The organism is Ectopseudomonas chengduensis, assembly GCF_900102635.1.
In the GTDB taxonomy this organism is placed as follows: Bacteria; Pseudomonadota; Gammaproteobacteria; order Pseudomonadales; family Pseudomonadaceae; genus Aquipseudomonas; species Aquipseudomonas chengduensis.
The window spans coordinates 347,944-370,555 of the sequence record NZ_FMZQ01000002.1 but is presented as its reverse complement, the minus strand read 5'-3'; the positions used below and the strand labels follow the sequence as shown (position 1 = coordinate 370,555).

The 22,612-nt window shown below is 59.2% G+C and carries 20 protein-coding genes and 2 pseudogenes; 14 read left to right on the top strand and 8 right to left on the bottom strand.

Annotation, left to right across the window (positions count from 1 at the left end):
- The first annotated feature begins 539 nt into the window (after positions 1 to 539).
- From BLS08_RS06370 to BLS08_RS06350, 4 genes are all read left to right on the top strand, one after another.
- Positions 540 to 3,449, top strand: coding sequence for a ribonucleoside-diphosphate reductase subunit alpha (locus BLS08_RS06370; protein WP_090336239.1), 2,910 nt, complete (start codon positions 540 to 542; stop codon positions 3,447 to 3,449).
- Positions 3,450 to 3,958: 509 nt separating this feature from the next.
- Positions 3,959 to 5,209 carry a ribonucleotide-diphosphate reductase subunit beta gene (locus BLS08_RS06365; protein ID WP_017674892.1) on the top strand — a complete coding sequence of 417 codons (1,251 nt, stop codon included), beginning with the start codon at positions 3,959 to 3,961 and terminating at the stop codon, positions 5,207 to 5,209.
- A gap of 107 nt (positions 5,210 to 5,316) precedes the next feature.
- A complete protein-coding gene (locus BLS08_RS06360; protein WP_081593801.1) occupies positions 5,317 to 6,336 on the top strand; it encodes a DUF4062 domain-containing protein in 1,020 nt (339 codons plus the stop codon).
- A gap of 977 nt (positions 6,337 to 7,313) precedes the next feature.
- Entirely contained in the window at positions 7,314 to 7,880 is a 567-nt protein-coding gene (locus BLS08_RS06350; protein WP_017674894.1) for an isochorismatase family protein, read from the top strand.
- A gap of 43 nt (positions 7,881 to 7,923) precedes the next feature.
- Here BLS08_RS06350 and BLS08_RS06345 read toward each other — a convergent pair whose 3' ends face one another.
- Positions 7,924 to 8,115, bottom strand: a complete 192-nt coding sequence (locus tag BLS08_RS06345; protein ID WP_026088376.1) for a DUF1289 domain-containing protein — start codon at positions 8,113 to 8,115, stop codon at positions 7,924 to 7,926.
- A complete protein-coding gene (locus tag BLS08_RS06340) occupies positions 8,099 to 8,434 on the bottom strand; it encodes a hypothetical protein (RefSeq protein ID WP_017674896.1) in 336 nt (111 codons plus the stop codon). Before BLS08_RS06340 ends, BLS08_RS06345 begins: the two co-directional genes overlap by 17 nt.
- A 227-nt stretch (positions 8,435 to 8,661) precedes the next feature.
- Between BLS08_RS06340 and BLS08_RS06335 the strand changes: the two genes are divergently transcribed.
- Both BLS08_RS06335 and BLS08_RS06330 read left to right on the top strand, forming a co-directional pair.
- Complete coding sequence (locus BLS08_RS06335; protein ID WP_090336237.1) at positions 8,662 to 9,834, top strand: GGDEF domain-containing protein; 1,173 nt, start codon at positions 8,662 to 8,664, stop codon at positions 9,832 to 9,834.
- A 109-nt stretch (positions 9,835 to 9,943) separates the two neighbouring features.
- Entirely contained in the window at positions 9,944 to 10,639 is a 696-nt protein-coding gene (locus tag BLS08_RS06330) for a GNAT family N-acetyltransferase (protein ID WP_003462217.1), read from the top strand.
- 153 nt (positions 10,640 to 10,792) lie between these two features.
- Here BLS08_RS06330 and BLS08_RS06325 read toward each other — a convergent pair whose 3' ends face one another.
- Positions 10,793 to 11,659 (bottom strand): LysR substrate-binding domain-containing protein, encoded by an 867-nt coding sequence (locus tag BLS08_RS06325; protein ID WP_090336235.1) that lies wholly within the window; start codon positions 11,657 to 11,659, stop codon positions 10,793 to 10,795.
- A 145-nt stretch (positions 11,660 to 11,804) separates the two neighbouring features.
- On the opposite strand from BLS08_RS06325, the gene BLS08_RS06320 reads away from it, so the two are divergent.
- Positions 11,805 to 12,506, top strand: coding sequence for an FMN-dependent NADH-azoreductase (locus BLS08_RS06320; protein WP_003462220.1), 702 nt, complete (start codon positions 11,805 to 11,807; stop codon positions 12,504 to 12,506).
- 35 nt (positions 12,507 to 12,541) lie between these two features.
- On the opposite strand, the gene BLS08_RS06315 is transcribed toward BLS08_RS06320, so the two are convergent.
- Both BLS08_RS06315 and cadR read right to left on the bottom strand, forming a co-directional pair.
- Positions 12,542 to 13,285, bottom strand: coding sequence for a class I SAM-dependent DNA methyltransferase (locus BLS08_RS06315; RefSeq protein ID WP_039964908.1), 744 nt, complete (start codon positions 13,283 to 13,285; stop codon positions 12,542 to 12,544).
- A 318-nt stretch (positions 13,286 to 13,603) separates the two neighbouring features.
- A complete protein-coding gene (cadR, locus tag BLS08_RS06310; RefSeq protein WP_004364961.1) occupies positions 13,604 to 14,011 on the bottom strand; it encodes a Cd(II)/Pb(II)-responsive transcriptional regulator in 408 nt (135 codons plus the stop codon).
- Between the two features lie 95 nt (positions 14,012 to 14,106).
- On the opposite strand from cadR, the gene BLS08_RS06305 reads away from it, so the two are divergent.
- The 3 genes from BLS08_RS06305 to BLS08_RS06295 are packed head-to-tail and all read left to right on the top strand — an operon-like array spanning position 14,107 to position 16,830.
- Positions 14,107 to 15,003, top strand: a complete 897-nt coding sequence (locus BLS08_RS06305) for a cation efflux transmembrane domain-containing protein (protein WP_004364974.1) — start codon at positions 14,107 to 14,109, stop codon at positions 15,001 to 15,003.
- A gap of 3 nt (positions 15,004 to 15,006) precedes the next feature.
- Positions 15,007 to 15,519 (top strand): signal peptidase II, encoded by a 513-nt coding sequence (gene lspA / locus BLS08_RS06300; RefSeq protein ID WP_003821921.1) that lies wholly within the window; start codon positions 15,007 to 15,009, stop codon positions 15,517 to 15,519.
- Between the two features lie 21 nt (positions 15,520 to 15,540).
- The gene (locus BLS08_RS06295; protein WP_090336233.1) at positions 15,541 to 16,830 is read left to right on the top strand and encodes an ISL3-like element ISPpu12 family transposase; all 1,290 of its coding nucleotides are present in this window, start codon (positions 15,541 to 15,543) and stop codon (positions 16,828 to 16,830) included.
- 181 nt (positions 16,831 to 17,011) lie between these two features.
- On the opposite strand, the gene BLS08_RS06285 is transcribed toward BLS08_RS06295, so the two are convergent.
- Positions 17,012 to 17,644: a TetR/AcrR family transcriptional regulator gene (locus BLS08_RS06285; RefSeq protein ID WP_034021350.1), complete on the bottom strand. Its 633-nt coding sequence runs from the start codon at positions 17,642 to 17,644 to the stop codon at positions 17,012 to 17,014.
- 162 nt (positions 17,645 to 17,806) lie between these two features.
- Between BLS08_RS06285 and BLS08_RS06280 the strand changes: the two genes are divergently transcribed.
- Together BLS08_RS06280 and BLS08_RS06275 are read left to right on the top strand one after the other, a co-directional pair.
- Positions 17,807 to 18,085, top strand: coding sequence for an EF-hand domain-containing protein (locus tag BLS08_RS06280; RefSeq protein ID WP_034081111.1), 279 nt, complete (start codon positions 17,807 to 17,809; stop codon positions 18,083 to 18,085).
- A 46-nt stretch (positions 18,086 to 18,131) separates the two neighbouring features.
- Positions 18,132 to 18,707, top strand: a complete 576-nt coding sequence (locus BLS08_RS06275; protein WP_055646740.1) for a hypothetical protein — start codon at positions 18,132 to 18,134, stop codon at positions 18,705 to 18,707.
- Here the strand turns inward: BLS08_RS06275 and BLS08_RS06270 are convergent.
- Together BLS08_RS06270 and BLS08_RS26480 are read right to left on the bottom strand one after the other, a co-directional pair.
- Positions 18,703 to 19,773: pseudogene (locus tag BLS08_RS06270) on the bottom strand (efflux RND transporter permease subunit); the annotation flags it as partial. The gene BLS08_RS06275 and the pseudogene BLS08_RS06270 sit on opposite strands and share 5 nt — an antisense overlap.
- Positions 19,770 to 20,003 (bottom strand): annotated as a pseudogene (locus tag BLS08_RS26480) (efflux RND transporter periplasmic adaptor subunit); the annotation flags it as partial. The pseudogenes BLS08_RS26480 and BLS08_RS06270, both read right to left, overlap by 4 nt.
- Before the next feature lie 204 nt (positions 20,004 to 20,207).
- On the opposite strand from BLS08_RS26480, the gene istA reads away from it, so the two are divergent.
- Together istA and istB are read left to right on the top strand one after the other, a co-directional pair.
- A complete protein-coding gene (istA, locus tag BLS08_RS06260; RefSeq protein ID WP_090336232.1) occupies positions 20,208 to 21,722 on the top strand; it encodes an IS21 family transposase in 1,515 nt (504 codons plus the stop codon).
- 17 nt (positions 21,723 to 21,739) lie between these two features.
- Positions 21,740 to 22,495 (top strand): IS21-like element ISPpu7 family helper ATPase IstB, encoded by a 756-nt coding sequence (gene istB, locus BLS08_RS06255; protein ID WP_090336230.1) that lies wholly within the window; start codon positions 21,740 to 21,742, stop codon positions 22,493 to 22,495.
- The last annotated feature ends 117 nt before the right edge of the window (positions 22,496 to 22,612 follow it).

Here is a 22,612-nt window from a genome sequence, read left to right as displayed (position 1 = left end):
CAGAGCCAGAGAACACGCGGGCTACGCTGTTAACACCCACAAGGCACTCACAGCTTATCCACAGGCTGTTCTTTTTCTAGCGCCTTGCAATGCCTCCAACAGCGCACTATCTTGTATCCCCATTGCACGGCACCCACCAGATGTTGGGTTACCGCAGAAAACGGGACACAAAAAGAACGAATCGCGCAAGCCCTTTTCACAGGGTTTTCCAGATGTCCCGGCTAACCGTTTCGCCCTAACCCAGGCCTGGCCTGGGTTACAGCCGCGCAGCAACGCCAGACGTTGCGTGTGAGCCGGTCAGACAGCGGTCTTATCCGCCAGTCGACCACTATATGTAGTAGGCGGGGTGTGGTAATGCCCCGCTGTGACTTATGCGCCAGGACGGCACTTGAAGTCGTGTCCACCCTGCCCGCTCTTGCGACACCCCGTACCCGGCCCCGCTGCCGCGTGCGGCTCAGTTGTTAATGGAATGAACGGCGGACAGGGCACGGTTTCTAATCGTGACGTCCAACCAAAAATTACAGAACACGGAGATCTCCATGCATACCGACACTACTCGCGAGAACCCGCAGGCCGTGGCGCCGCAGGCCGCTGAATCCTCCCAGGATCTGGCTGCCACCGCCCCCGGCCAACTGCGTGTGATCAAGCGCAACGGCACTGTCGTCCCCTACACCGATGACAAGATCACCGTCGCCATCACCAAGGCCTTCCTCGCAGTAGAAGGCGGCACCGCCGCCGCCTCGTCGCGTATCCACGACACCGTCGCGCGCCTGACCGAGCAGGTCACCGCGACCTTCAAGCGTCGCATGCCGTCCGGCGGCACCATCCACATCGAAGAGATTCAGGACCAGGTCGAACTGGCCCTGATGCGCGCCGGCGAGCAGAAAGTCGCCCGCGACTACGTGATCTACCGCGAAGCCCAGGCCAACAAGCGCAAGAGCGCCAATGCCGGCAGCGACATCGCCCAGCCGCACCCGAGCATCCGCATCACCACCGCTGGCGGTGAACTGCAGCCGCTGGACATGGGCCGCCTGCAGACCATCATCCGCGAAGCCTGCGAAGGCCTGGCCGAGGTCGATGGTTCGCTGATCGAGCGCGAAACCCTGAAGAACCTGTACGACGGCGTCGCCGAGAAGGACGTCAACACCGCCCTGGTGATGACCGCCCGTACTCTGGTCGAGCGTGAGCCGAACTACAGCTACGTCACCGCCCGCCTGCTGATGGACAACATTCGCGCCGAGGCCCTGAGCTTCCTCAACATCACCGCCAGCGCCACTCACCACGAGATGGCCGAGCTGTACGCCAAGGCCCTGCCGGCCTACGTCGAAGCCGGCTCACAATTCGAGCTGCTCGACCCGAAACTCAAAGAGTACGACCTGGAGAAACTGGGCAAGGCGCTGAACCACGAGCGCGACCAGCAGTTCACCTACCTGGGCCTGCAGACCCTGTACGACCGCTACTTCATCCACAAGGACGGCATCCGCTTCGAACTGCCGCAGGTGTTCTTCATGCGCGTGGCCATGGGCCTGGCCATCGAAGAGCCGAAGAACCGCGAAGACCGCGCCATCGAGTTCTACAACCTGCTGTCCTCGTTCGACTACATGGCGTCGACCCCGACCCTGTTCAACGCCGGCACCCTGCGTCCGCAGCTGTCGTCGTGCTACCTGACCACCGTGCCGGACGACCTGTCGGGCATCTACGGCGCCATCCACGACAACGCCATGCTGTCGAAATTCGCCGGCGGCCTGGGCAACGACTGGACTCCGGTGCGCGCGCTGGGCTCCTACATCAAGGGCACCAACGGCAAATCCCAGGGCGTCGTGCCCTTCCTCAAAGTGGTCAACGACACCGCTGTTGCAGTCAACCAGGGCGGCAAGCGCAAGGGCGCGGTCTGCGCCTACCTGGAAACCTGGCACATGGACATCGAGGAATTCCTCGAGCTGCGCAAGAACACCGGTGACGACCGTCGTCGTACCCACGACATGAACACCGCCAACTGGATTCCGGACCTGTTCATGAAGCGCGTCTTCGAAGACGGCAAGTGGACCCTGTTCAGCCCGAGCGAAGTACCGGACCTGCACGACCTGACCGGCAAGGCCTTCGAAGAGCGCTACGAGTACTACGAAGCCCTGATCGAGTACGGCAAGATCAAGCTGTACAAGACCATCCAGGCCAAGGACCTGTGGCGCAAGATGCTCTCGATGCTGTTCGAGACCGGCCACCCGTGGCTGACCTTCAAGGACCCGTGCAACCTGCGCAGCCCGCAGCAGCACGTGGGTGTCGTGCACAGCTCCAACCTGTGCACCGAGATCACCCTGAACACCAACAAGGACGAGATCGCCGTCTGCAACCTGGGTTCGGTCAACCTGGTCAACCACATCGTCGACGGCAAGCTGGACATCGAGAAACTCGGCCGCACCGTGAAGACCGCTGTGCGCATGCTCGATAACGTCATTGACATCAACTACTACAGCGTCGACCAGGCACGTAACTCCAACTTCAAGCACCGTCCGGTCGGCCTCGGCCTGATGGGCTTCCAGGACGCCCTGTACCTGCAACACATCGCCTACGGCTCCGACGCCGCCGTCGAGTTCGCCGACAAGTCGATGGAAGCCATCAGCTACTACGCCATCCAGGCTTCCTGTGACCTGGCCGAAGAGCGCGGCGCCTACAGCACCTTCGAAGGTTCGCTGTGGAGCAAGGGCATCCTGCCGCTGGACTCGCAGCAGATCCTGATCGAAGCCCGTGGCCAGAAGTACATCGACGTCGACCTGTCCGAGTCGCTGGACTGGGCGCCGATCCGCGAGCGCGTGAAGAAAGGTATTCGCAACTCGAACATCATGGCCATCGCGCCGACCGCGACCATCTCCAACATCATTGGCGTGTCGCAGTCCATCGAGCCGACCTACCAGAACCTGTACGTGAAATCGAACCTCTCCGGCGAATTCACCGTGATCAACCCCTACCTGGTGCGCGACCTGAAGAACCGCGGCCTGTGGGACAGCGTCATGGTCAACGACCTGAAGTACTACGACGGTTCCGTGCAGCAGATCGAGCGCATCCCGCAGGACCTGAAAGACCTGTACGCCACCGCGTTCGAAGTGGAAACCAAGTGGATCGTCGACGCTGCCAGCCGCCGCCAGAAGTGGATCGACCAGGCTCAGTCGCTGAACCTGTACATCGCCGGCGCTTCGGGCAAGAAGCTGGACGTGACCTACCGCATGGCCTGGTACCGTGGTCTGAAAACCACCTACTACCTCCGTGCCCTGGCCGCCACCAGCACCGAGAAGTCCACCATCAACACCGGCAAGCTCAACGCGGTTTCCGCCGGTGGTGACGAAGGCTTCTCGGCCAAGGCCCAGGCGCCTGCCCAGCAGGCCGCCCCGGCCCCGGCGCCAGTGCCCAAAGCCTGTGCCATCGACGAACCCGACTGCGAAGCTTGTCAGTAAGGCTGACGCGTGGATCTGAGCGGCATTCGCGGCGTTACCTGCTAGAGCGGCCCCCATCACGTACATGCGTACGCTCAGGGGCTCCACTCCAGCAGGTGCCTTGCGACTACTCGCTCAGTTGCACGCTCGAAAGTCTGATGTAGTTCTAAAGCAAAGCAACAGTCAGTCCCCTCTCCCGCTTGCGGGAGACGACTGCAGGGATGCAGGAGGTAGGGTGAAGCAGGAAGCCCGAACCGAGGGTTAGGGAGAGGGCAAGGCTCTTCCGTAGGAGCGGCTTCAGCCGCGAAGCTCGCGGATAAATCCGCTCCTACCTGAGCCCTGCCCCTCCCCACAAAATTCCCGCCCCTCCTCCCCCGGGTCGAGGGGCAAGGGTCAGCCAGCAATCCACCGCCTGCTGACCAGTGGTACCCGTTTACCCTTGCGCGCATCACGCAACGGAACATAATTCAAATTATCTGTATATCCATACAGGCCGGTTTATTCGCCGGCCCTCACGCAGGAGCCAAGCCATGCTGAGCTGGGATGAATTCGACAAGGAAGACGGCGCAGAAGCAGCCGCCGCAAGCAATGCCAACGCACAGAGCGCCGGCACCAACTTCGACAAGCTCGACAGCGAAGCTGCCGGCTCGGTCGAGCAGGCCCGCGCCGTCGACGCCAACGACTCCGAGGCCGTGGCTCGCGCCAAGAAAGCCCTGAACGACCTCGACATCCAGGAAGGCCTGGACGACCTCGAAGGTGCCTCCGCACGCGTGCAGGTCGGCGACAAGCAGATGATCAACGCCCGCGCCGACCTCAACCAGCTCGTACCCTTCAAGTACGACTGGGCCTGGCAGAAGTATCTGGATGGTTGCGCCAACCACTGGATGCCGCAGGAAGTGAACATGAACGCCGACATCGCGCTGTGGAAATCCACAGACGGTCTCAGCGAAGACGAGCGCCGCATCGTCATGCGCAACCTCGGCTTCTTCTCCACCGCCGACAGCCTGGTTGCCAACAACCTGGTACTGGCCGTTTACCGCCTGATCACCAACCCCGAGTGCCGCCAGTACATCCTGCGCCAGGCCTTCGAGGAAGCGATCCACACCCACGCCTACCAGTACTGCATCGAATCGCTGGGCATGGATGAAGGCGAGATCTTCAACATGTACCACGAGATCCCGAGCGTCGCGAAGAAAGCCTCCTGGGGCCTGAAGTACACCCGCTCGATCTCCGATCCCAAGTTCGAAACCGGCACCCCGGAAACCGACCGTCAGTTCCTGCGCAACCTGATCGCCTACTACTGCGTACTGGAAGGCATCTTCTTCTACTGCGGCTTCACCCAGATTCTCTCCATGGGCCGACGCAACAAGATGACCGGCACCGCCGAGCAGTTCCAGTACATCCTGCGTGACGAGTCCATGCACCTGAACTTCGGCATCGACGTGATCAACCAGATCAAGATCGAGAACCCGCACCTGTGGGATGCCCAGATGAAGGACGAAGCGACTCAGATGATTCTGCAGGGCACCCAACTGGAGATCGAATACGCCCGTGACACCATGCCGCGCGGCGTACTGGGCATGAACGCGGCGATGATGGAGGACTACCTCAAATTCATCGCCAACCGCCGCCTGACCCAGATCGGCCTGAAGGAAGAGTACCCAGGTACTACCAACCCCTTCCCGTGGATGAGCGAGATCATGGACCTGAAGAAGGAGAAGAACTTCTTCGAGACGCGAGTGATCGAGTATCAGACTGGTGGGGCGTTGAGCTGGGATTGATGGCTCGCTGACATCAGAGTAGATTGACCCTACACCTGCCAGGGATGTTGGGGTTGAAGCCAAATAAAAAGCCCCGCCTAGTGCGGGGCTTTTATTAGGAAGAATAAATGGATAAGAAATATCAAGTTTTTATTAGCTCTACTTATTCCGACCTAAAAGAAGAACGAAGCAAAATATTTCAAACACTTATGGAACTCGACTGTATACCGGCGGGAATGGAGCTTTTTCCAGCAACTGACGAGGAACAATTCGAGTTCATAAAACGCATAATAGATGACTGCGACTATTATCTATTAGTAATCGGAGGACGGTATGGCTCAACAACTGCACAAGGCATTAGTTACACAGAAAAAGAATATGATTACGCAATAGAAAAAGGCATTAAAGTTGTTGCGCTTCTCCACGAAAAACCTAATGAAATACCTTATGAAAAATCGGAACAAAACGAAATTTCTAGAAAACTCTTAGAGTCTTTTAGAGAAAAAGCTGCAACAGGTCGACTCGTGCGCTTTTGGAAAACGGCAGAGGATCTACCTGGCATAGTCGCTCTAAGCATGGCAAAAACTATAAAAATGTTTCCCGCAACCGGCTGGGTAAGAGCCAACCTTGCAGAAAACAGAGAGTCTTCTAAGGAGCTAGCGCGTCTAAGTATAGAAAATCACGAGTTACGTGAAGAGCTGAAAACCCTAAAAGAGACAATTCAAAAAACGGAATCAAACGGGGAGATAAAAGAAATCCTCAAAACATCCGAAGTGGAAGTATATATCTATTATCACGACTCAAAAGACTGGGAAGCCCAGAAAAAATCAACACTGCTTAGCATTTTCTCATTGATCGCACCAGAACTAATCCAGGAAAAATCATCAACTGACATAAATTACTCTCTTGCATTCCATCTCAAAGATGATCCCAAAAGGGAAATAAGAGGAACCTGGCCATTACCCACAAACAATGTCACCGATTGGCTGGCAGACTTAGCCGCATTAAATTTAGTGGAGCCATCAAGCCGCAAGCATGCGGTATCAGATAAAAATGAATATTGGCAGCTAACAAACTTCGCCAAAGAATTCCTAAAAGACATGCGACTAAATCGATTGAAAGAAGAAACCAAGGGCACAATAAAATAAAAGGCTACGAAGTGCGTTGATCACCCTAGAGAAAAAGGGGACAGATTTGAATGGCACTTACTTAGCCCTCCTTGGATGTCCCTTCTTCTGGATTTCCGTGCGTTGCGCTGGGCGCGCTCGGGTTAGTAGTGGATAGGGTTTTGGCCTTCGCTTGAGTGCTCGCAGAAAAAGGGGACAGATTTATTTTCTGTGTCGCGCTCTTCTACTGGTTTCGCCCTTACGGCGAGTCACTTTCTCTTTGCTCGCGCGAAAGAGAAAGTAACCAAAGAGAAAGCGCGCCCGGCATCCGGGTTTCGCTGCGCGAAACTCCCCTCGCTCCGGCTCTGCTCCGAGGGTCGTCGCGAAGGGCCATCCCTGGCCCATCACTCCTCGTTTGGCATCCATGCCAAACGCCCCTCTCCACAGCACCTCCACTCGGCCTCCTGACGGGATTCGGAGACCGAGTCGCCTGACCTGTCCGCGCAGAAAAAACAAAAAGAAAAAAGCAGAGCCCAAGCATTGCGGCTTTGCCGCAATGCTTGGGCTTCTTTGGATTCTGGTACGCCAATCTCGCAGGCAACGCCAAACGCCCCGTCAGGAGGCCGAGTGGAATCGTTGTGTAAGGGGTTGAGCGGCATGGATGCCGCGAGAGCCGCGATGGGCCAGGGATGGCCCTTCGCGGCGTGCCCCTGGAGCAATGATGGAGCGAGGGAACCCGACGAAGTCGGGCCGGATGGCAGGGGCAGAGACCTTTTGCTTACTTTTGGGGCGTCTGCCAAAAGTGAGCCGCTGTAAGAGCGGAACCGGTATCGGCAACAACGTAGAAGCGGCGGGTTCACGCCGAAGGGAAGAGAGCTGGCTCACCATCGCAATGGTGGATGAAAAAAGCGTCATCCACCCTACGCCTGCCGGCAACGCTGAAGCTATCGAGCTGCCATGGTTGTTGATAGAAAAACACTGCAGCACACTGCACCCACATCGTAAGGAGACGACACCAAATGCCGAACACGCCCAGCCCAATCCCCTTGATCATCCTCGACGTTCAGGACGCCATCGACCAGCCCGTCTGGAATGACAAAAGTCACCCCGGTTACCTGTCCGTCATCCAACGTCTCCTGCAATTCTGGCGATCAAACGGCTGGCCAGTTCTTCACGTAAAGCACGATGAAAAGACGCCCACCTCCAGCTATTACCTTCACGGCCCCTGGAATGGCATCAAAAAGGAAGTCGCGCCGATAGAGGGCGAGGCCGTCATCATCAAGCATGAAAACTGCGCGTTCATAGGCACCCAACTGGATGCCACGCTGAAGGGAATGAATGCAAATCGCATCGTGCTGACGGGCGTTGTGATTCACAACAGCATGGATGCCACCGTCCGCGCAGGCAAAGCGCTCGGGTACAGCATCATCCTCCCGTCAGATGCCACAACTGCCGTACCTGTAACAGGGCCAGGTGGAACCCGCTGGGATGCCTCGACCGTGCACGAGCTGACGTTGGCCATACTGGGCGCCGAATATGCTGAGGTCATGTCATCAGAGGATGTGATCGCACGGCTTAGTAAGTAGCCCGGACAACCGCTGACGGTGGATGAAAAAAGCGTCATCCACCCTACTGACCTTTACCCTTCTTCTTGGCAATCGCCTTCATCCGCGCCGCGGCCTTCTGCACGCAGGCCATCTTCTCCGGCCGTTTCATGCCCCGCCATTTGCGGATTTCCTCACGCGTGCGCCCGCAACTGACGCACAGCTCGCTGTTGAGCTGGCACAGCGACACGCAGGGGTTCTCAATGTCCTTGGCCACGCTTGCCCCTTGCCGGTCGCTCGACCGAGAACGCTACGTGTTCAGCGATGTTGGAAACGCTGATGCCCACTTCATCGAAAGCGCCTAACGTCAGCGCCAGCATTCGCGCCTTGTCCGAACTGGCGAGTGCGCGCGCCCTGCTCGCCTCGCTGTCGAACATCCAGATCACGCGCAAGCTCTGCGGAAACCGCTCGTAGTCCACGTCATGGGTCAGCCATTGGAAGCCGACGATTTCGCTTTTTGCCGTTTCACAGGCAAGGGTCAGGGTGCGGATCAGCTCGCGCTCGATGCCTGAGTGTTTTCGTTTCGGCGATGGCATAAGGCGCGTCCGGGTCGGCGTTCAGGGCGCGCCATGTTACCCGAGACGCGCCAAGCCCGGTTGCAGCACTGGAGTTGCTCAAGCCACAGGTAAAGCGCCCAACGCCGATGTTGCTCGACCGTCAGCCCTTGGAAAATCATCACTACCCCTTAAACTCTGCTCCCCAAAGACCGCCGGTGTGATGCCCACCGCGCGCTCGTCATCGATCCATACAGGCCCTGCAGAACATGGCGTTCGACGCCCCCACCATGCTGACCCTCACCGTCGCCCTCGCCGTGGCCGCTGCGCTGTACCTGGCGGTGGAGTGGCGCAACGTAAGAGAGTCGCCCTTGCTGTTCTGGAGTGCGGGCTTCGCGACCATCGCCATCGGCTCGACCCTTGCCCTGCTGCGCGGCAGCGGCCTGATCCTGATCGGTATCTGGTTCGCCAATGGCCTGCTGGTCACGGCCCACTGGTTGTTCCTGCTGGGCGTTGCACGCTTCACCGAGGCGCGCTTCTCGCGAGCCTGGTACCTGATTTTCGTCGCCTGGCTGGCGATGCTGCTCCTGCCGGAGGGACCGCTGTGGTCCCGAGTCATGCTGTTCACCAACTCGATGCTGGTCGCCCTGGTCACCCTCAAGGCCAGCGCCCTGCTGCGCCCTCATGGCAGGTCATTGAGCGTGGGCGCCGTTCAGTTGCGCTATGTATTGCTGATGCATGGCCTGTTCTATGCGGCCAAAGCAATGACCGCCGTGATTCCCGGCACGCTGATAGACCTGAGCGCCTTTCGTGGTTTGATCATCCAGGTGTCGCTGGTGGAAGGTGCCATGGCCCTGATGCTGATTGCCCTGTCGATGACCGGCACCGTACGTTGGCGCCGCGAGAAACGCATCGAGCGCCTGGCCGCTCGCGATCCGCTGACCGCTCTATACAACCGCCGCGCGCTGGAAGCGAGAGCCGACAACCTGCTGAAGGAAACCTCGCCGGCTCGCCCTGGCGCGCTGCTGCTGATCGATATCGACAACTTCAAGCAGGCCAACGATCTCCACGGCCACCTTGCGGGGGACCGCCTGCTGATAGCCCTCGGCGAGATGCTGCGCGCGCTGCTGCCGGAGCGCGCGCTCACCGCTCGCCTGGGCGGCGACGAGTTCGTCATCCTGATGGGCGATGCGTCGACTGAGCGCGTCGTGGCCCTGGGCGATACGCTGCGCCAACGCTTCAATCACATGGCATCGCAGGCTTTCGCCACACCGCAGGCCGTCACCCTGAGTATCGGCGCCACGCTGTTCGACCGACCACCGGCCAGCCTGGCAGCACTGATCGAACAAGGCGACGCCGCGCTCTATCAGTCCAAGCGCGGCGGCCGCAACAGCACGCGGGTGGATGACCGCACAGGTGGCGAGTCGCGGCCGACCGGATAGCGGCAACAACACCCAGCAGCACCGAACTGTAAGCCGGAGACGGATCATGCGCGCAGCCCGCGGGTTACAATCCACGGCCCACGCATTCTCCAGCGGACCCCATATACCGATGTTCACCCTTTCCCACCTCAGCAGCCCGCCGCCCGAGTCCCTGAAAAGCCAGGTGCAGCAGATGGTGGTGGACTACTTCGCCGATGTCAGCGCGGTACCGCTGCTGCCGAGCAATCCGCTGTATCAGCTGTACCAGTACGTGATCGGCTATGAGCTGCATCTGCACCTGCAGACCATGAACGGCGAGGCCGAAGGCCCGGTGCAGTTGCTACTGGCGCTGGACGATGAAGACCCGGCCCGTGTGCTGGGGTTTGCCCTGTATCTGCCGAGCCCGGACGATGCTGCCGCCTGCACCCTCGCCTATCTAGCGGTTCACAGCGAGTATCGTGCTCAGGGCATCGGCCGGGCGCTTCTAAGACGCGTGCTGGAGCGACGCCCGCACCTGGAGCTGGCCTGCGTGGCAGGCAAGGTGCCGCTGTTCGAGGCCCTGGGTTTGCAGGTGCTGGCCGCTCAGGGTGCGCTGGTGGTGATGAGCAGCCGCGACTATCGCTCCAGCGGCATGGTGGCGGTCGCCGACCTGGCGCCGGTGTTTGCCTCCACTGAGGTCAGGCAGATTCACGCCTACCTGCTCAAGCAGCACGGCCAGCGCGCCATGCAACAGGCGGAAAAACAGCGTGACGCGCACCTCGACACGCTCGCCCTGCAGGCTCAGCAGTTGGTCGACGAGCGCCTGCCTTCACGCGCGCTGCATTGACTGGATCAGCGATGCCCGCTCCTTCTTGGAAAGATGCAGGGCTTCATCCTCGATCTTCTGCAGATCCATGGCTTCACCTCTCTCGCTTGTGTACCAGCAAATCTTGGCACGGATGCCTAGCGGGTGCCATGGCTGCGGGTTCTTAGATAGTCGTCACACCGAACACAACCCACCCGGCACCGCCATGATCCACTCCCGCACCGCGAGAATGGTCGGGTCATTTATGCGGCTCTCCGGGTACACCAGAAAGAACGGCTTACCTTCCAGTTCCGGGCCGAAGGGCTGCACCAGTCGTCCCTCTCTCAGCTCATCCTCGATCAGTTGCCGGCTCATCAGCGCCACGCCCTGGGCGCCGACGGCCGCCGAGACGGCGTGGGTTTCGTCGGAGAACACCAACCCGGCACTGACATCCAGCCCCGGCACCTGAGCCTGTTTCTGCCAGACGGCCCAGTCCATCGGCGAGGAGATCGCTGCCTGGTTACGAAAGTGAATCAGCGTATGCCTGGGTAGGTCTGCAGCGTCGTGCAGGCCCAGCAACGGGCTGCAGGCCGGGACGAAGGTGTTGTCGAAGAGTTTTTCCGCCACCAGACCAGGCCAGCGGCCGTCGCCGTAGCGAATGGCGATATCCGCCGTGACGCCATCGAGCGCCACTGGCTCATGCGAGGCGTGGATACGCAGGTCAATATTGGGGTGGGAGTCGCGAAGCATGCATACCCAGGAAAGCAGCCAGCGCACGGCCACTGCCGGCGTGGTGCTGAGGGTATTGGCCTGTCGGCTGGGCGTTGCGCTGAGGCGTTCGACCGCGGCGCCGATGCTGTCGAAGGCGCTTTCCAGCACCTGCTGCAGTTCACGTCCGGCCATGGTCAGTTCCAGCTGCCGCGGCTTGCGCACGAACAGCGCGACACCGAGGGATTCTTCCAGTGCGCGAATCTGGTGACTGATCGCTGTGGCGGTAACGGAAAGCTCTTCCGCGGCCTGCTTGGCGCTTTCATGGCGTGCCGCCGCCTCGAAGGCGCGCAAGGCGGAGGGAGTCGGCGCCGGCTCATGCCTGAATTTTCCTCATTCATTACGAAAAATATTGATCGTTTGTCGCCCGAACGGCGCGACCTTAGCCTGAGTCTGCTGCCAATCACAGATGAATTCAAATTCAAGCAGGAGACTCATCATGACCCATATTCTGCATCTCGACGCCAGCGCCCGCCCCGGCCTCGCCGGCAAGGATCAGCACGGTTCGCACAGCCGCAATCTCAGCCATCGCTTCATCAGCCAGTGGCAGGCGCGCCGCCCGCAGGACGTCGTCACCTACCGCGACATCGGCCAGAATCCGCCCTCGATCATCAGCCATGACTGGATCGCCTCATCCTTCACGCCCGAGCCGAAACGCGAAGCCTGGATGCACGACACCCTGGCCGAAAGCGATCGCCTGGTGGATGAACTGATCGCCGCCGACGTGCTGGTGATCGGCACGCCGCTGTACAACTTCGGCATGCCCGCCGCGCTCAAGGCCTGGATCGACCAGGTGGTGCGCCCCGGCCGCACAGTGGACGTGGATGAAAGCAACCCGCTCGATCCCTATGCACCCAGGCTGGCCGACCGGCCGCGCCATGCGGTGATCCTCACGGCCCGCGGCGGCGTCGGTTTCGATGTGGGCGGAGAGATGGCGCATATGAACCATCTGGAGCCGAACCTGATCACTGCGCTCGGCTTCATCGGCATCACCCGCGTGCACCAGATTGCCATCGAAGGTCAGGAAGTCGGCGGTGAACTGCTTGCCGAGTCAGTCAAACAAGCCTTGGGCAAGGTCGATGCGCTGGTGGCCGAGCTGCAGCGTTCATTGCAAGCCGAGCGCGTCGAAGAGCCGGCGTGAGGCAATGGCCAGGCCGAGGATGACGCTGCCTCGCCTCAGCGCTTGGTGCAGGCAAACAGCGCGTTGCCGGAGCTGCCATCCCACGGCGCCAGCCGCTGATAGTCGTGCTCCAGCACCTGCACCTCGAAGTACGGCGCCAGCAGGCTCTGCAGCTCGGTGAAGTTCACCGCCACCATCGGGTGTTCGTCGTGCCAGACCTCGGTCTGTTCGGTGAGGGTACGTTCGATACGCAGCCTTAGCGCCTGCTGTTCGCCTTCACCGCGGTAGTACCAGCCGGAGCTGAAGCGGAACTGCCCTTCGGCATGCCGTACGCTGTGGGCAACGAACGAGGCGTTATCGATGCGCTGCTTGTCCACCGCGTTAAAGCAGAACACCCCGCCAACCGCCAGGGCGCCGTGCGCGCTGGCGATGCAGGCCTTGAGCCGTTCGATGCTGGCGCTGTAATGGATGGAATAGAGAAAGCAGGTGATCAGGTCCAGCGGCTCGTCGACCTGAAAATCGCACATGTCCTGCCGGGCAAAGCGTGCCTCGGGGCAGCGCTGGGCGGCGCGATCGAGCATCGGCTGGTTGATGTCCAGGCCGCTGCTGGAGTAGCCGGCATCGAGAAAATGGCGCACATGCGGACCGGTGCCACAGGCCAGATCGAGGTGGCGCTTGCCGCCGTTGCCGAACAGTTGTTGCAAGCGGTGTACGCAATGACTCTGGGCGGCGTAGTCGATGTCCGCGCACATCAGATCGTAGTAACCCGACAGGTCGGTATAGAGGGCATTGCCAGACATGATGACAGCGGCGCAAGGACGAAGGGCGCGCATCATAGCTCAGGCCGCGAATGGGCAAAATCACTATCGCTGCCGTCGCTATGCCAGCGGTCTGGTCGAGCCCGACGCTCACCATGAACGGGCCCCAGCGACGCTCATGAAACAGCTGGAAGCCTTCTATAACTGGGCTTTCGCCAGCTATCACCGGCATCGATGTTCACCATCATGCCAATGAAGTTCTCTGAAAAAATCGGGTAAGCGGATTAAATGGTTGATCTTACCTTTGCATGAGAGTGAGACAGACCGGCATCTCATCGGATTATCTGGTTGATGCTTCACCTACTGCTGGTGCATGTTTCCTTCGCTAATTCCAGCAAGAACCCCACACGCCTCAACTTCCCGGTCATCGTTGCAACTCGCTCTCAGTGAAACGAGTTGTTTCTCAAGCGCTTGCAGAGCGGTTATCTGCGACCGCACATGAGAGATGTGATCATCGAGCAAGGCGTTGACGGCGGTACAAGGCTGATGAGGGTCGTCCTGATAGCTCTGTAGTTCGTGAATCTCAGCCAGTGACAGGCCCAGGATTCTGCAGCGACGGATGAAGGCCAGCCCCTCACCATGCTTCTCGGTATAGACACGGTAACCGTTGTCCTGCCGATCAGGCGGCGGCAACAAGCCCTGCTGTTCATAGAAGCGGATCGTCTGTGTTTCGACCCCTACCAACTGCGCCAACTGACCAATGCGCATCAGCCTCCTCCCCAACGGATTCTTTACTCTATTGACCTTATAGTAGCTTTATAGTTTTAAATGGTACCACAACATTGTTCAAGTGGAGTCGTATCATGAGCAAATCCTGTGGTGGCGCCTGTGGCGGTGATGCAACGTCCGCAGCGGATACCGATATACAGGCCTCCTCCGAGGCGCCAGGGAGATGGGTCAGTGTTTATGCCGTGCCGAAGATGGACTGTCCATCAGAAGAACGAATGATTCGCCTAGCCCTGAACGGCTTTGAGGAGATTCGGGCGCTGTCCTTCGACTTGTCGAACCGCCGGCTGAAGGTCGTGCATGACGGCGAGGTCGAGCCCGTCACCTCGAAACTGAAGACCTTGGGGCTAGGCGCCTCGCTTCAGGAAACCGTCGCTGCAAATCCGGAGACCATCAAGGCCGCCGAGTTTTCGGCAGCTTCTGCTAAGCAAGAATCCGGGACCCTGCGCTGGTTGCTCGGCATCAATGCACTTCTGTTCGTGGTGGAAATGACTGCCGGTCTGATCGCCCGGTCCACCGGCCTGATTGGAGAATCCCTGGACAATTTTGCCGATGCGGCGGTGTACGGGCTTGCCCTTTATGCGGTTGGACATAGCGTGAAAATGCAGGTACGTGCCGCGCATCTTGCTGGTGTACTGCAACTGATCTTGGCTGTGGGCGTGCTCGTAGAGGTGGTGAGACGCTTTGTATTCGGTAGTGAGCCTGAATCGCTGGTGATGATGGCTATCGCATTCGTCGCATTGATTGCCAATACCAGTTGTCTGCTGCTCATATCCAAACATCGGGAAGGCGGGGCGCACATGAAGGCAAGCTGGATATTCTCGGCCAACGACGTGGTGATCAACCTGGGGGTCATCACCGCCGGCGCCCTGGTCGCGTGGACCGGTTCCAATTATCCGGATCTGATTATCGGCACCATCGCGGGGGGCATTGTACTTAACGGTGCCAGACGCATTTTGGCGTTGAAGGGTTAAACAATGCTCATTATTGGCAAAAAGCTCTCGCCGTATGCCCTATTGTCCATATCGGGCCTGCTGGCAGCGTCTGATCAGGCTGTAAAGTGGCTGGTGCAGCAATCAATGGCCTATGGCGAGTATGTTTCGGTGACCCCGTTCTTTAACTGGGTGCACCTATGGAACACCGGTGCCGCATTCAGTCTTTTTGCGAATGGTGGAGGCTGGCAGCGCTACTTTTTTATCGGAATCGCGGTAGTGGTCTCGATTTTTCTGATCAAGCTGATCCTTGAAAATCGTCATAAAGGAGAAGCCATCGCTTACAGTCTTATCCTCGGTGGCGCCATGGGCAACCTGATTGACCGGGTCTTTCGCGGCTATGTTGTGGATTCCTTTGATTTCTATTGGCGAGACTGGCATTGGCCGGCCTTCAACCTGGCTGATATTGCAATTGTCCTCGGTGCCTTACTTTTCGTTTCCAGCAGCTTGTTGGGTAAAAAAGCAAACACCAATGCCGAGTCGGATGGATCTGACTGACACCTACGCCTATACAACACCATGACCGAACTTCCCGACAACATCCTTCACCTGCCGCAATACCAAGTACTGGGCTGCAAATCAACCGACGACGAAATGCACTTCCAGGTGGACGTGCCCGATCCCATCGCCTGCGAGGAATGCGGCGTGCAGGGTGAGTTCGTACGGTTCGGCAAGCGTGACGTTCCCTATCGTGATCTGCCCATCCACGGCAAGCGGGTCACTCTCTGGGTGGTCCGCCGCCGATACACCTGCCGGGCCTGCAAGACAACATTCAGGCCCCAGCTACCGGAGATGGTGGACGGATTCCGTATGACACTGCGGCTGCATGAGTACGTGGAGAAGGAATCCTTCAACCACCCCTACACCTTTGTGGCGGCACAGGCCGGCCTGGACGAGAAGACGGTGCGCGACATCTTCAACGCCCGCGCCGAGTTCCTGGGGCGCTGGCACCGCTTCGAGACGCCCCGCATCCTGGGCATTGACGAGCTATACCTGAACAAGCGCTACCGCTGCATTCTGACCAACATTGAGGAGCGAACCCTGCTCGACCTGCTGGCCACCCGCCGCCAGGACGTGGTGACCAACTACCTGATGAAGCTGAAAGACCGGCAGAAGGTCGAGATCGTCAGCATGGACATGTGGAACCCCTACCGGGCAGCGGTCAAGGCTGTGCTGTCCCAGGCCCGTATCGTGGTCGATAAGTTCCATGTGGTGCGCATGGCCAACGATGCCCTAGAGAGAGTGCGCAAGGGCCTCAGAAAGGAGCTGAAACCGTCCCAGAGCCGGACTCTCAAGGGAGACCGGAAAATCCTGCTGAAACGCGCTCACGAAGTCTCAGACCGGGAGCGCCTCATCATGGAGACTTGGACAGGCGCGTTCCCGCAACTGCTGGCCGCCTACGAGCACAAGGAGCGCTTCTACGGCATCTGGGACGCCACCACACGGCTCCAGGCAGAAGCCGCCCTGGACGAGTGGATAGCCACCATCCCGAAGGGCCAAAAGGAAGTCTGGAGCGATCTGGTCAGGGCAGTGGGAAACTGGCGCGAAGAGACCATGACCTACTTCGAGACGGACATGCCCGTCACCAACGCTTACACGGAGTCCATCAACCGACTGGCCAAGGACAAGAACCGTGAAGGGCGCGGTTACTCCTTCGAGGTGATGCGGGCACGAATGCTCTACACCACGAAGCACAAGAAGAAGGCACCGACTGCGAAGGTCTCTCCTTTCTACAAGAAAACCATCGGTTACGGACTGCCGGACTTCGCAGAGGAACTCAACTACGGAGTCGATCTATCAACCATCTGAGGGTGGTATCAGATTGATGGGGTGAAGGTGCCCCATCAACCATTAAATCCGTATACCCATAAAAATATGGATGCCACGCTGAGCACGACCTTGCTTTGGGCTACTCGTTTCACATTTTTAGGGACCTCGCTGGCATTGTTTTTCATGTATCGACTCGCAGCCGCAGCGCTGCAGTAGAACATCAACACCTCACCCGTAATCCGTTGATCACCAACTCAAGGTGGGCTTCGATGAACTTTCTTGGGTCAATGGGCCTACGCCCTGCAAAACGCAACTGCCCAAAGGTCAACACCAGGATAGGGCTCATCACTAACTGCGGAAAGTCAGCCAACGCCGAATCAGTGAACTCACCTGCAGCGATGCCATTGGTGACAATTCGTTTGATAGCGGCCACGCCCGGGCCAATGAAATGATCGTGATGCTTTTCAGTCAACTCCGGGAAGCGGGGCGCCTCAGCAATGAGAAGTCGAACCATTTCGCGACCTTCCGGGTGCTTGGCCAACATGCCATAGACGGAAAGAATGAAATTCTTCAACTGGTCGACATAGGTTCCCCGCGTATCGAGCGGAATGGATGCAATATCGCTCGCTATGGCTGCCGAAACGCTTACCATGACCTCCTCGAACAACCGCTCTTTGGTCTCGAAATAGAAGTACACCGTACCCTTGGTGACACCAATGCGCTTGGCGATGTCCTCGACTCGTCCGGCGATGAAACCCTTGTCGACGAATTCGGCGAACGCCGCCCGCAGGATCTCGCCTGGACGCTCTGCCTTCTTCTGGGCCCGAATTCCTTGTGGTTTTTCTGTCGGCATGAAGGAGTCCCGTGTGTCTATGAGTGATGTTACAGTCTAGCGCATTCGTTCATTGACTGTCCAGTAAGTCAATGGCACAATGAGGCTGTCCTCTCGATGCAACGGAACCGCCGCTGCGTCTGCGGGAGACGCCCCAACCACTTGGAACATGGAGAAATTTCGATGCGCACACTGATCACTATTGGACTGCTGGTTGTCTCCGGCATGGCCGCCGCCCAACCTCAGATGGGCGGCGGCGCCATGCGTGGCCGCATGGCAAACGTACTGGAAAGCAGGTTCCAGCAGGCCGACGCCAACCACGACGGAAAGTTGACAAAGGAAGAGGCCACTAAGGGCATGCCTCGCGTGGCCCAGCATTTCGCTGAGATAGATACAGATGGAAAAGGTTACGTGACGCTGGATCAACTCAAGACGTTCATGGCGCAATCTCAAGGCCAGTGATCCTCAGATCCCCGCAACATCTTCTCCAATCAAGAGCCTGAAGATCATGAGCCTCATAACATGGAATGGACTAAAGCCGCCGCCATCGGAAAATGTCAGCAACTCCTATTCCGGGGTGCGGTACCTTTTCCGTGAGATATGGAACCACCTTCCCGTTTGGTTGGGTGTATTCAATCTATTGAGCATGGCATTCATGGCGATGGCATTTTTTACGCCATCTCGTACCGTTTATGTACTTGCCGCTGGATTCCCGCTCTTCTGGACAACGCTGTACTTCTACGCTCGCTTCTCGACTGATGCAGTACGTACGAAAACAGCGGGAATTCGCACGCTGAAGATCATATTGGCCTGTCTTGCGTTGTTGCTCGTCATCGCTGGATTCGTTCGGCCGATGGTGGGCAACAACGTAGTGACCCCCATTGCCGATTTCTATCCAGGCGCCCAGGTTCAACTCGATGCAGCCCATTCAATCGTGGGTAGTGACGGAAACCCGATCTTGGATGCAACGGGCATTGCGTTGCAGCAAAGCCGGCCGATGATCGCACCCGACGGTAGGCAGTACAAAGTTGAAGGCAAGCTACTCATCGATGTGCCCAAGAAGCGTGCGCTTGCGACCTACTGACGAAGCAAACAACCATCACAACAAGCAGCGCGACGAAAAATTTGACCATGAATTCATCGACAGCCGATGCGATGTTCACAGACTGATCGGTAACCTTCACAAGAGCCATACCCAACGGCATGTTCTCGTTGATCTTGGCCGTCTCGGCGTCGAGTGCCTTGCCTAGATCCAGTCCATTCCACCCTTCGCGCATCACGACGTCGAGCAGAAGGGCCTCTTCACCGTTGTTACGAATCAGGAAAGTCGCCGGGTCTTCATAGCCGCGTTCTACCGTTGCAATATCTGATAGCTTGAGCGTACGCCCCTGCACCACAATCGGCGTATTTCGGATCTTCTCCAGCTTGTCGAATGCACCGTCCAGACGCAGGAAAACCTGCGGCCCCTTCGTCTCAATCGATCCAGCAGACGTAAGGACGTTCTGGTTGTTCAGGGCGGAGAAGATGTCTTGCGGAGATACCCCGAGCGTTGCGAGGCGATCGTGAGAGAAGGACACAAAGATCCGTTCAGCCTGCTCACCGATGATGTTGACCTTCTTCACTCCCGGCACATGCAATAGGCGCTGGCGCAACGCCTCTGCATCTCGCACCAGCAACCGCTGCGGCTCACCTTTGGCTTTGAGCGCAAAGAGCGCGAAAGTGACATCCGAAAATTCGTCGTTCACCATCGGCCCGATTACACCCGCTGGCAATTTTCGCGATTCATCATCGAGCTTCTTGCGCGCCTGGTAGAACTCTTCCTGGACTTCCGATGGCGGCGTTCTATCGGCCAGCGACACTACGGTAAAAGCCATACCCGGCCGGGTATAGGTTTCCGTTCGGTCATACCACTTCAGTTCCTGCATGCGCTTTTCGAGCGGCTCAGCCACCTGATCCTGCATTTCCTGCGCTGTAGCACCAGGCCAAGCAGTAATGACCGTCATTTGCTTGACTGTGAACGGCGGATCCTCCGCACGACCCAGCCCGAAGAACGCCAGGATGCCGGCTGCGCCGATGAGGAAGATCAGGAATAGGGTGATAGAGCGCTCGCGCACAGCGAGCGCCGAGAAGTTGAAACGCCCCTCGCTCATGGACGACTCCCGGCCGCACTGACGTCACTCTGCGAGGCCAGTCGAACCTGCTCACCGTCCTGCAGCAAGTGCGCTCCCAACGCCACAATCTGCTCGCCAACCTTGAGATCACCGGACACGCGTGCGGAATCATCGGCGAGACTCAGAACTTCAACCGGACGCCAAGTCACTTTCGTGGGTGTGCCCGCAATGACCCAAACGCCTGTTCCTTTTCCTGGGTCGTAGACAGCATGCGGATTCCACGCTGACTCGGACACCCATTCCACGCGCATCCGGACAGTGATTCCACGCTGATCCGGACACTCATTCCACAAGCATCCGGACACCGATTTCACGGCCATCCGGACACTTTTCAGGCAGGCAGCTACGCAGGATTTCTTCACTACCATCGACCTCTTTTTCGAAGCAGAGAGGTCGTCGTGGAGCGTTTATCCATGCGTAAAATCCGAGAGGTGTTGCGCCTCAAGTTCGACTGCGGCCTGTCCGTGCGCAAGATCGCCCGCAGCCTGGGTACTGGCCACAGCAGTGCCGGTGATTACCTCTGTCGTTTTGCCGCCAGCGGTCTCAGTTGGCCCTGTTCGTTGTCCGATGCCGAGTTGGAGCAGCAACTGTTCCCGCCGGCCCCGGCGGTTGCCAGTGAGAAGCGGCCTTTACCCGATTGGGCATGGGTGCATGCCGAACTGCGCCGCCCCGGGGTGACCCTGGCGCTGCTCTGGCAGGAGTACCGCCTGAGCCAGCCGCAGGGCTTTCAGTACAGCTGGTTCTGTGAGCATTACCGAGCCTGGCAGGGCAAGTTGGACGTGGTGATGCGTCAGGAGCACCGCGTCGGCGAGAAGCTGTTCGTCGACTATGCCGGCCAGACGGTGCCGGTTATCGACCGCCACAGCGGCGAGATCCGCCAGGCGCAGGTGTTCGTCGCGGTGCTTGGCGCGTCCAGCTACACCTTCGCCGAAGCCACCTGGTCGCAGCAGCTGCCGGACTGGCTAGGCTCGCATACCCGTTGCTTCGCCTTCCTCGGCGGCGTGCCGGAGATCGTGGTGCCGGACAACCTGCGCAGCGCGGTGAGCAAGGCCCATTGTTACGAGCCGGACATCAACCCCAGCTACCGCGATCTGGCCGAGCACTATGGCGTGGCGGTGGTGCCGGCGCGGGCGCGTAAGCCGCGCGACAAGGCCAAGGCCGAAGTCGGCGTGCAGGTGGTCGAGCGTTGGATCCTCGCCGCACTGAGGAATCGGCAGTTCTTCTCCTTGGACGAACTCAACAGCGCTATCGCCGGGTTGCTGGAGCGGCTCAACCAACGCCCGTTCAAGAAGCTACCGGGCTCCCGGCACTCGGCCTTCGAGGCTCTGGATCGCCCGGCGCTGCGCCCATTACCGGAGCAACCCTACGTCTATGCCGAGTGGAAGAAGGCGCGGGTGCACATCGACTACCACGTCGAGGTCGATGGGCATTACTACTCGGTGCCGTATCAACTGGTGAAGAAGCAACTGGAAGTACGCCTGACGGCGCGCACCGTCGAGTGTTTCCACGCCAACCAGCGAGTGGCCAGCCACCTGCGCTCAATGCACAAGGGCAGGCACAGCACGCAGGCCGAGCACATGCCCAAGAGCCATCGCGAGCATGCCGAGTGGACGCCGCAGCGGCTGATCCGATGGGCCGAGCAGGCCGGCCCGAACACCGCCGGCGTGATCCGGCACATCCTCGAACGGCGCATCCATCCGCAGCAGGGTTACCGGGCCTGCCTGGGCATCCTGCGCCTGGGCAAGACCCATGGCGAAGTGCGCTTGGAGTTGGCCTGCCGTCGCGCCATCAGCCTCGGTGCGTGCAGTTACAAGAGCCTCGAATCGATCCTGCGCCAGGGGCTGGAAAACCTGCCGCTGGCCCAGCAGCACCTGCCCCTGCTGCCGGACGACCACGCCAACCTGCGCGGCCCCGGCTACTACCACTGAACCCAAGGAAACTCACCATGCTGCCCCATCCGACCCTGGACAAGCTGCAAACCCTGCGCCTGCACGGCATGCTCAAGGCGCTGAATGAACAACTGAAAACCCCGGAAATCGACAGCCTGAGCTTCGAGGAACGCCTCGGCCTGCTGGTCGACCGCGAGCTGACCGAACGCGATGACAAGCGCCTGAGCAGCCGCCTGCGCCAGGCCCGGCTCAAGCACAACGCCTGCCTCGAAGACATCGACTACCGCAGCCCGCGCGGACTGGATAAGGCGCTGATCCTGCAACTGAGCAGTGGTCAGTGGCTGCGCGACGGCCTCAACCTGATCATCGGCGGCCCCACCGGTGTCGGTAAAACCTGGCTGGCCTGCGCCCTGGCCCACCAGGCCTGCCGGGAGGGCTACAGCGTGCGCTACCTGCGCCTGCCACGTTTGCTGGAAGAACTGGGTCTGGCCCATGGCGACGGCCGCTTCGCCAAGCTGATGAGCAGCTACGCCAAGACCGACCTGCTGATCCTCGACGACTGGGGCCTGGCCCCGTTCACCGGCGAGCAACGGCGCGACATGCTGGAGCTACTGGACGACCGTTACGGCCAGCGCTCGACCATCGTCACCAGCCAGATGCCGGTGGACAACTGGCACGAACTGATCGGCGATCCGACCCTGGCCGATGCCATCCTCGACCGCCTGGTGCACAACGCTTATCGGATCAATCTGAAGGGTGAATCAATGCGCAAACGGACGCAGAAATTGACGACGCCAGCCAACCCGGACTAACAATGCCACCCCTGCGTCGCTGCGCTCCGACTGCCTGTCCGAATGAGCGTGGAACAGGTGTCCGGATCAGCGTGGGCTGAGTGTCCGAATGGCGTGGAATCCGCATTTGGAGAACCC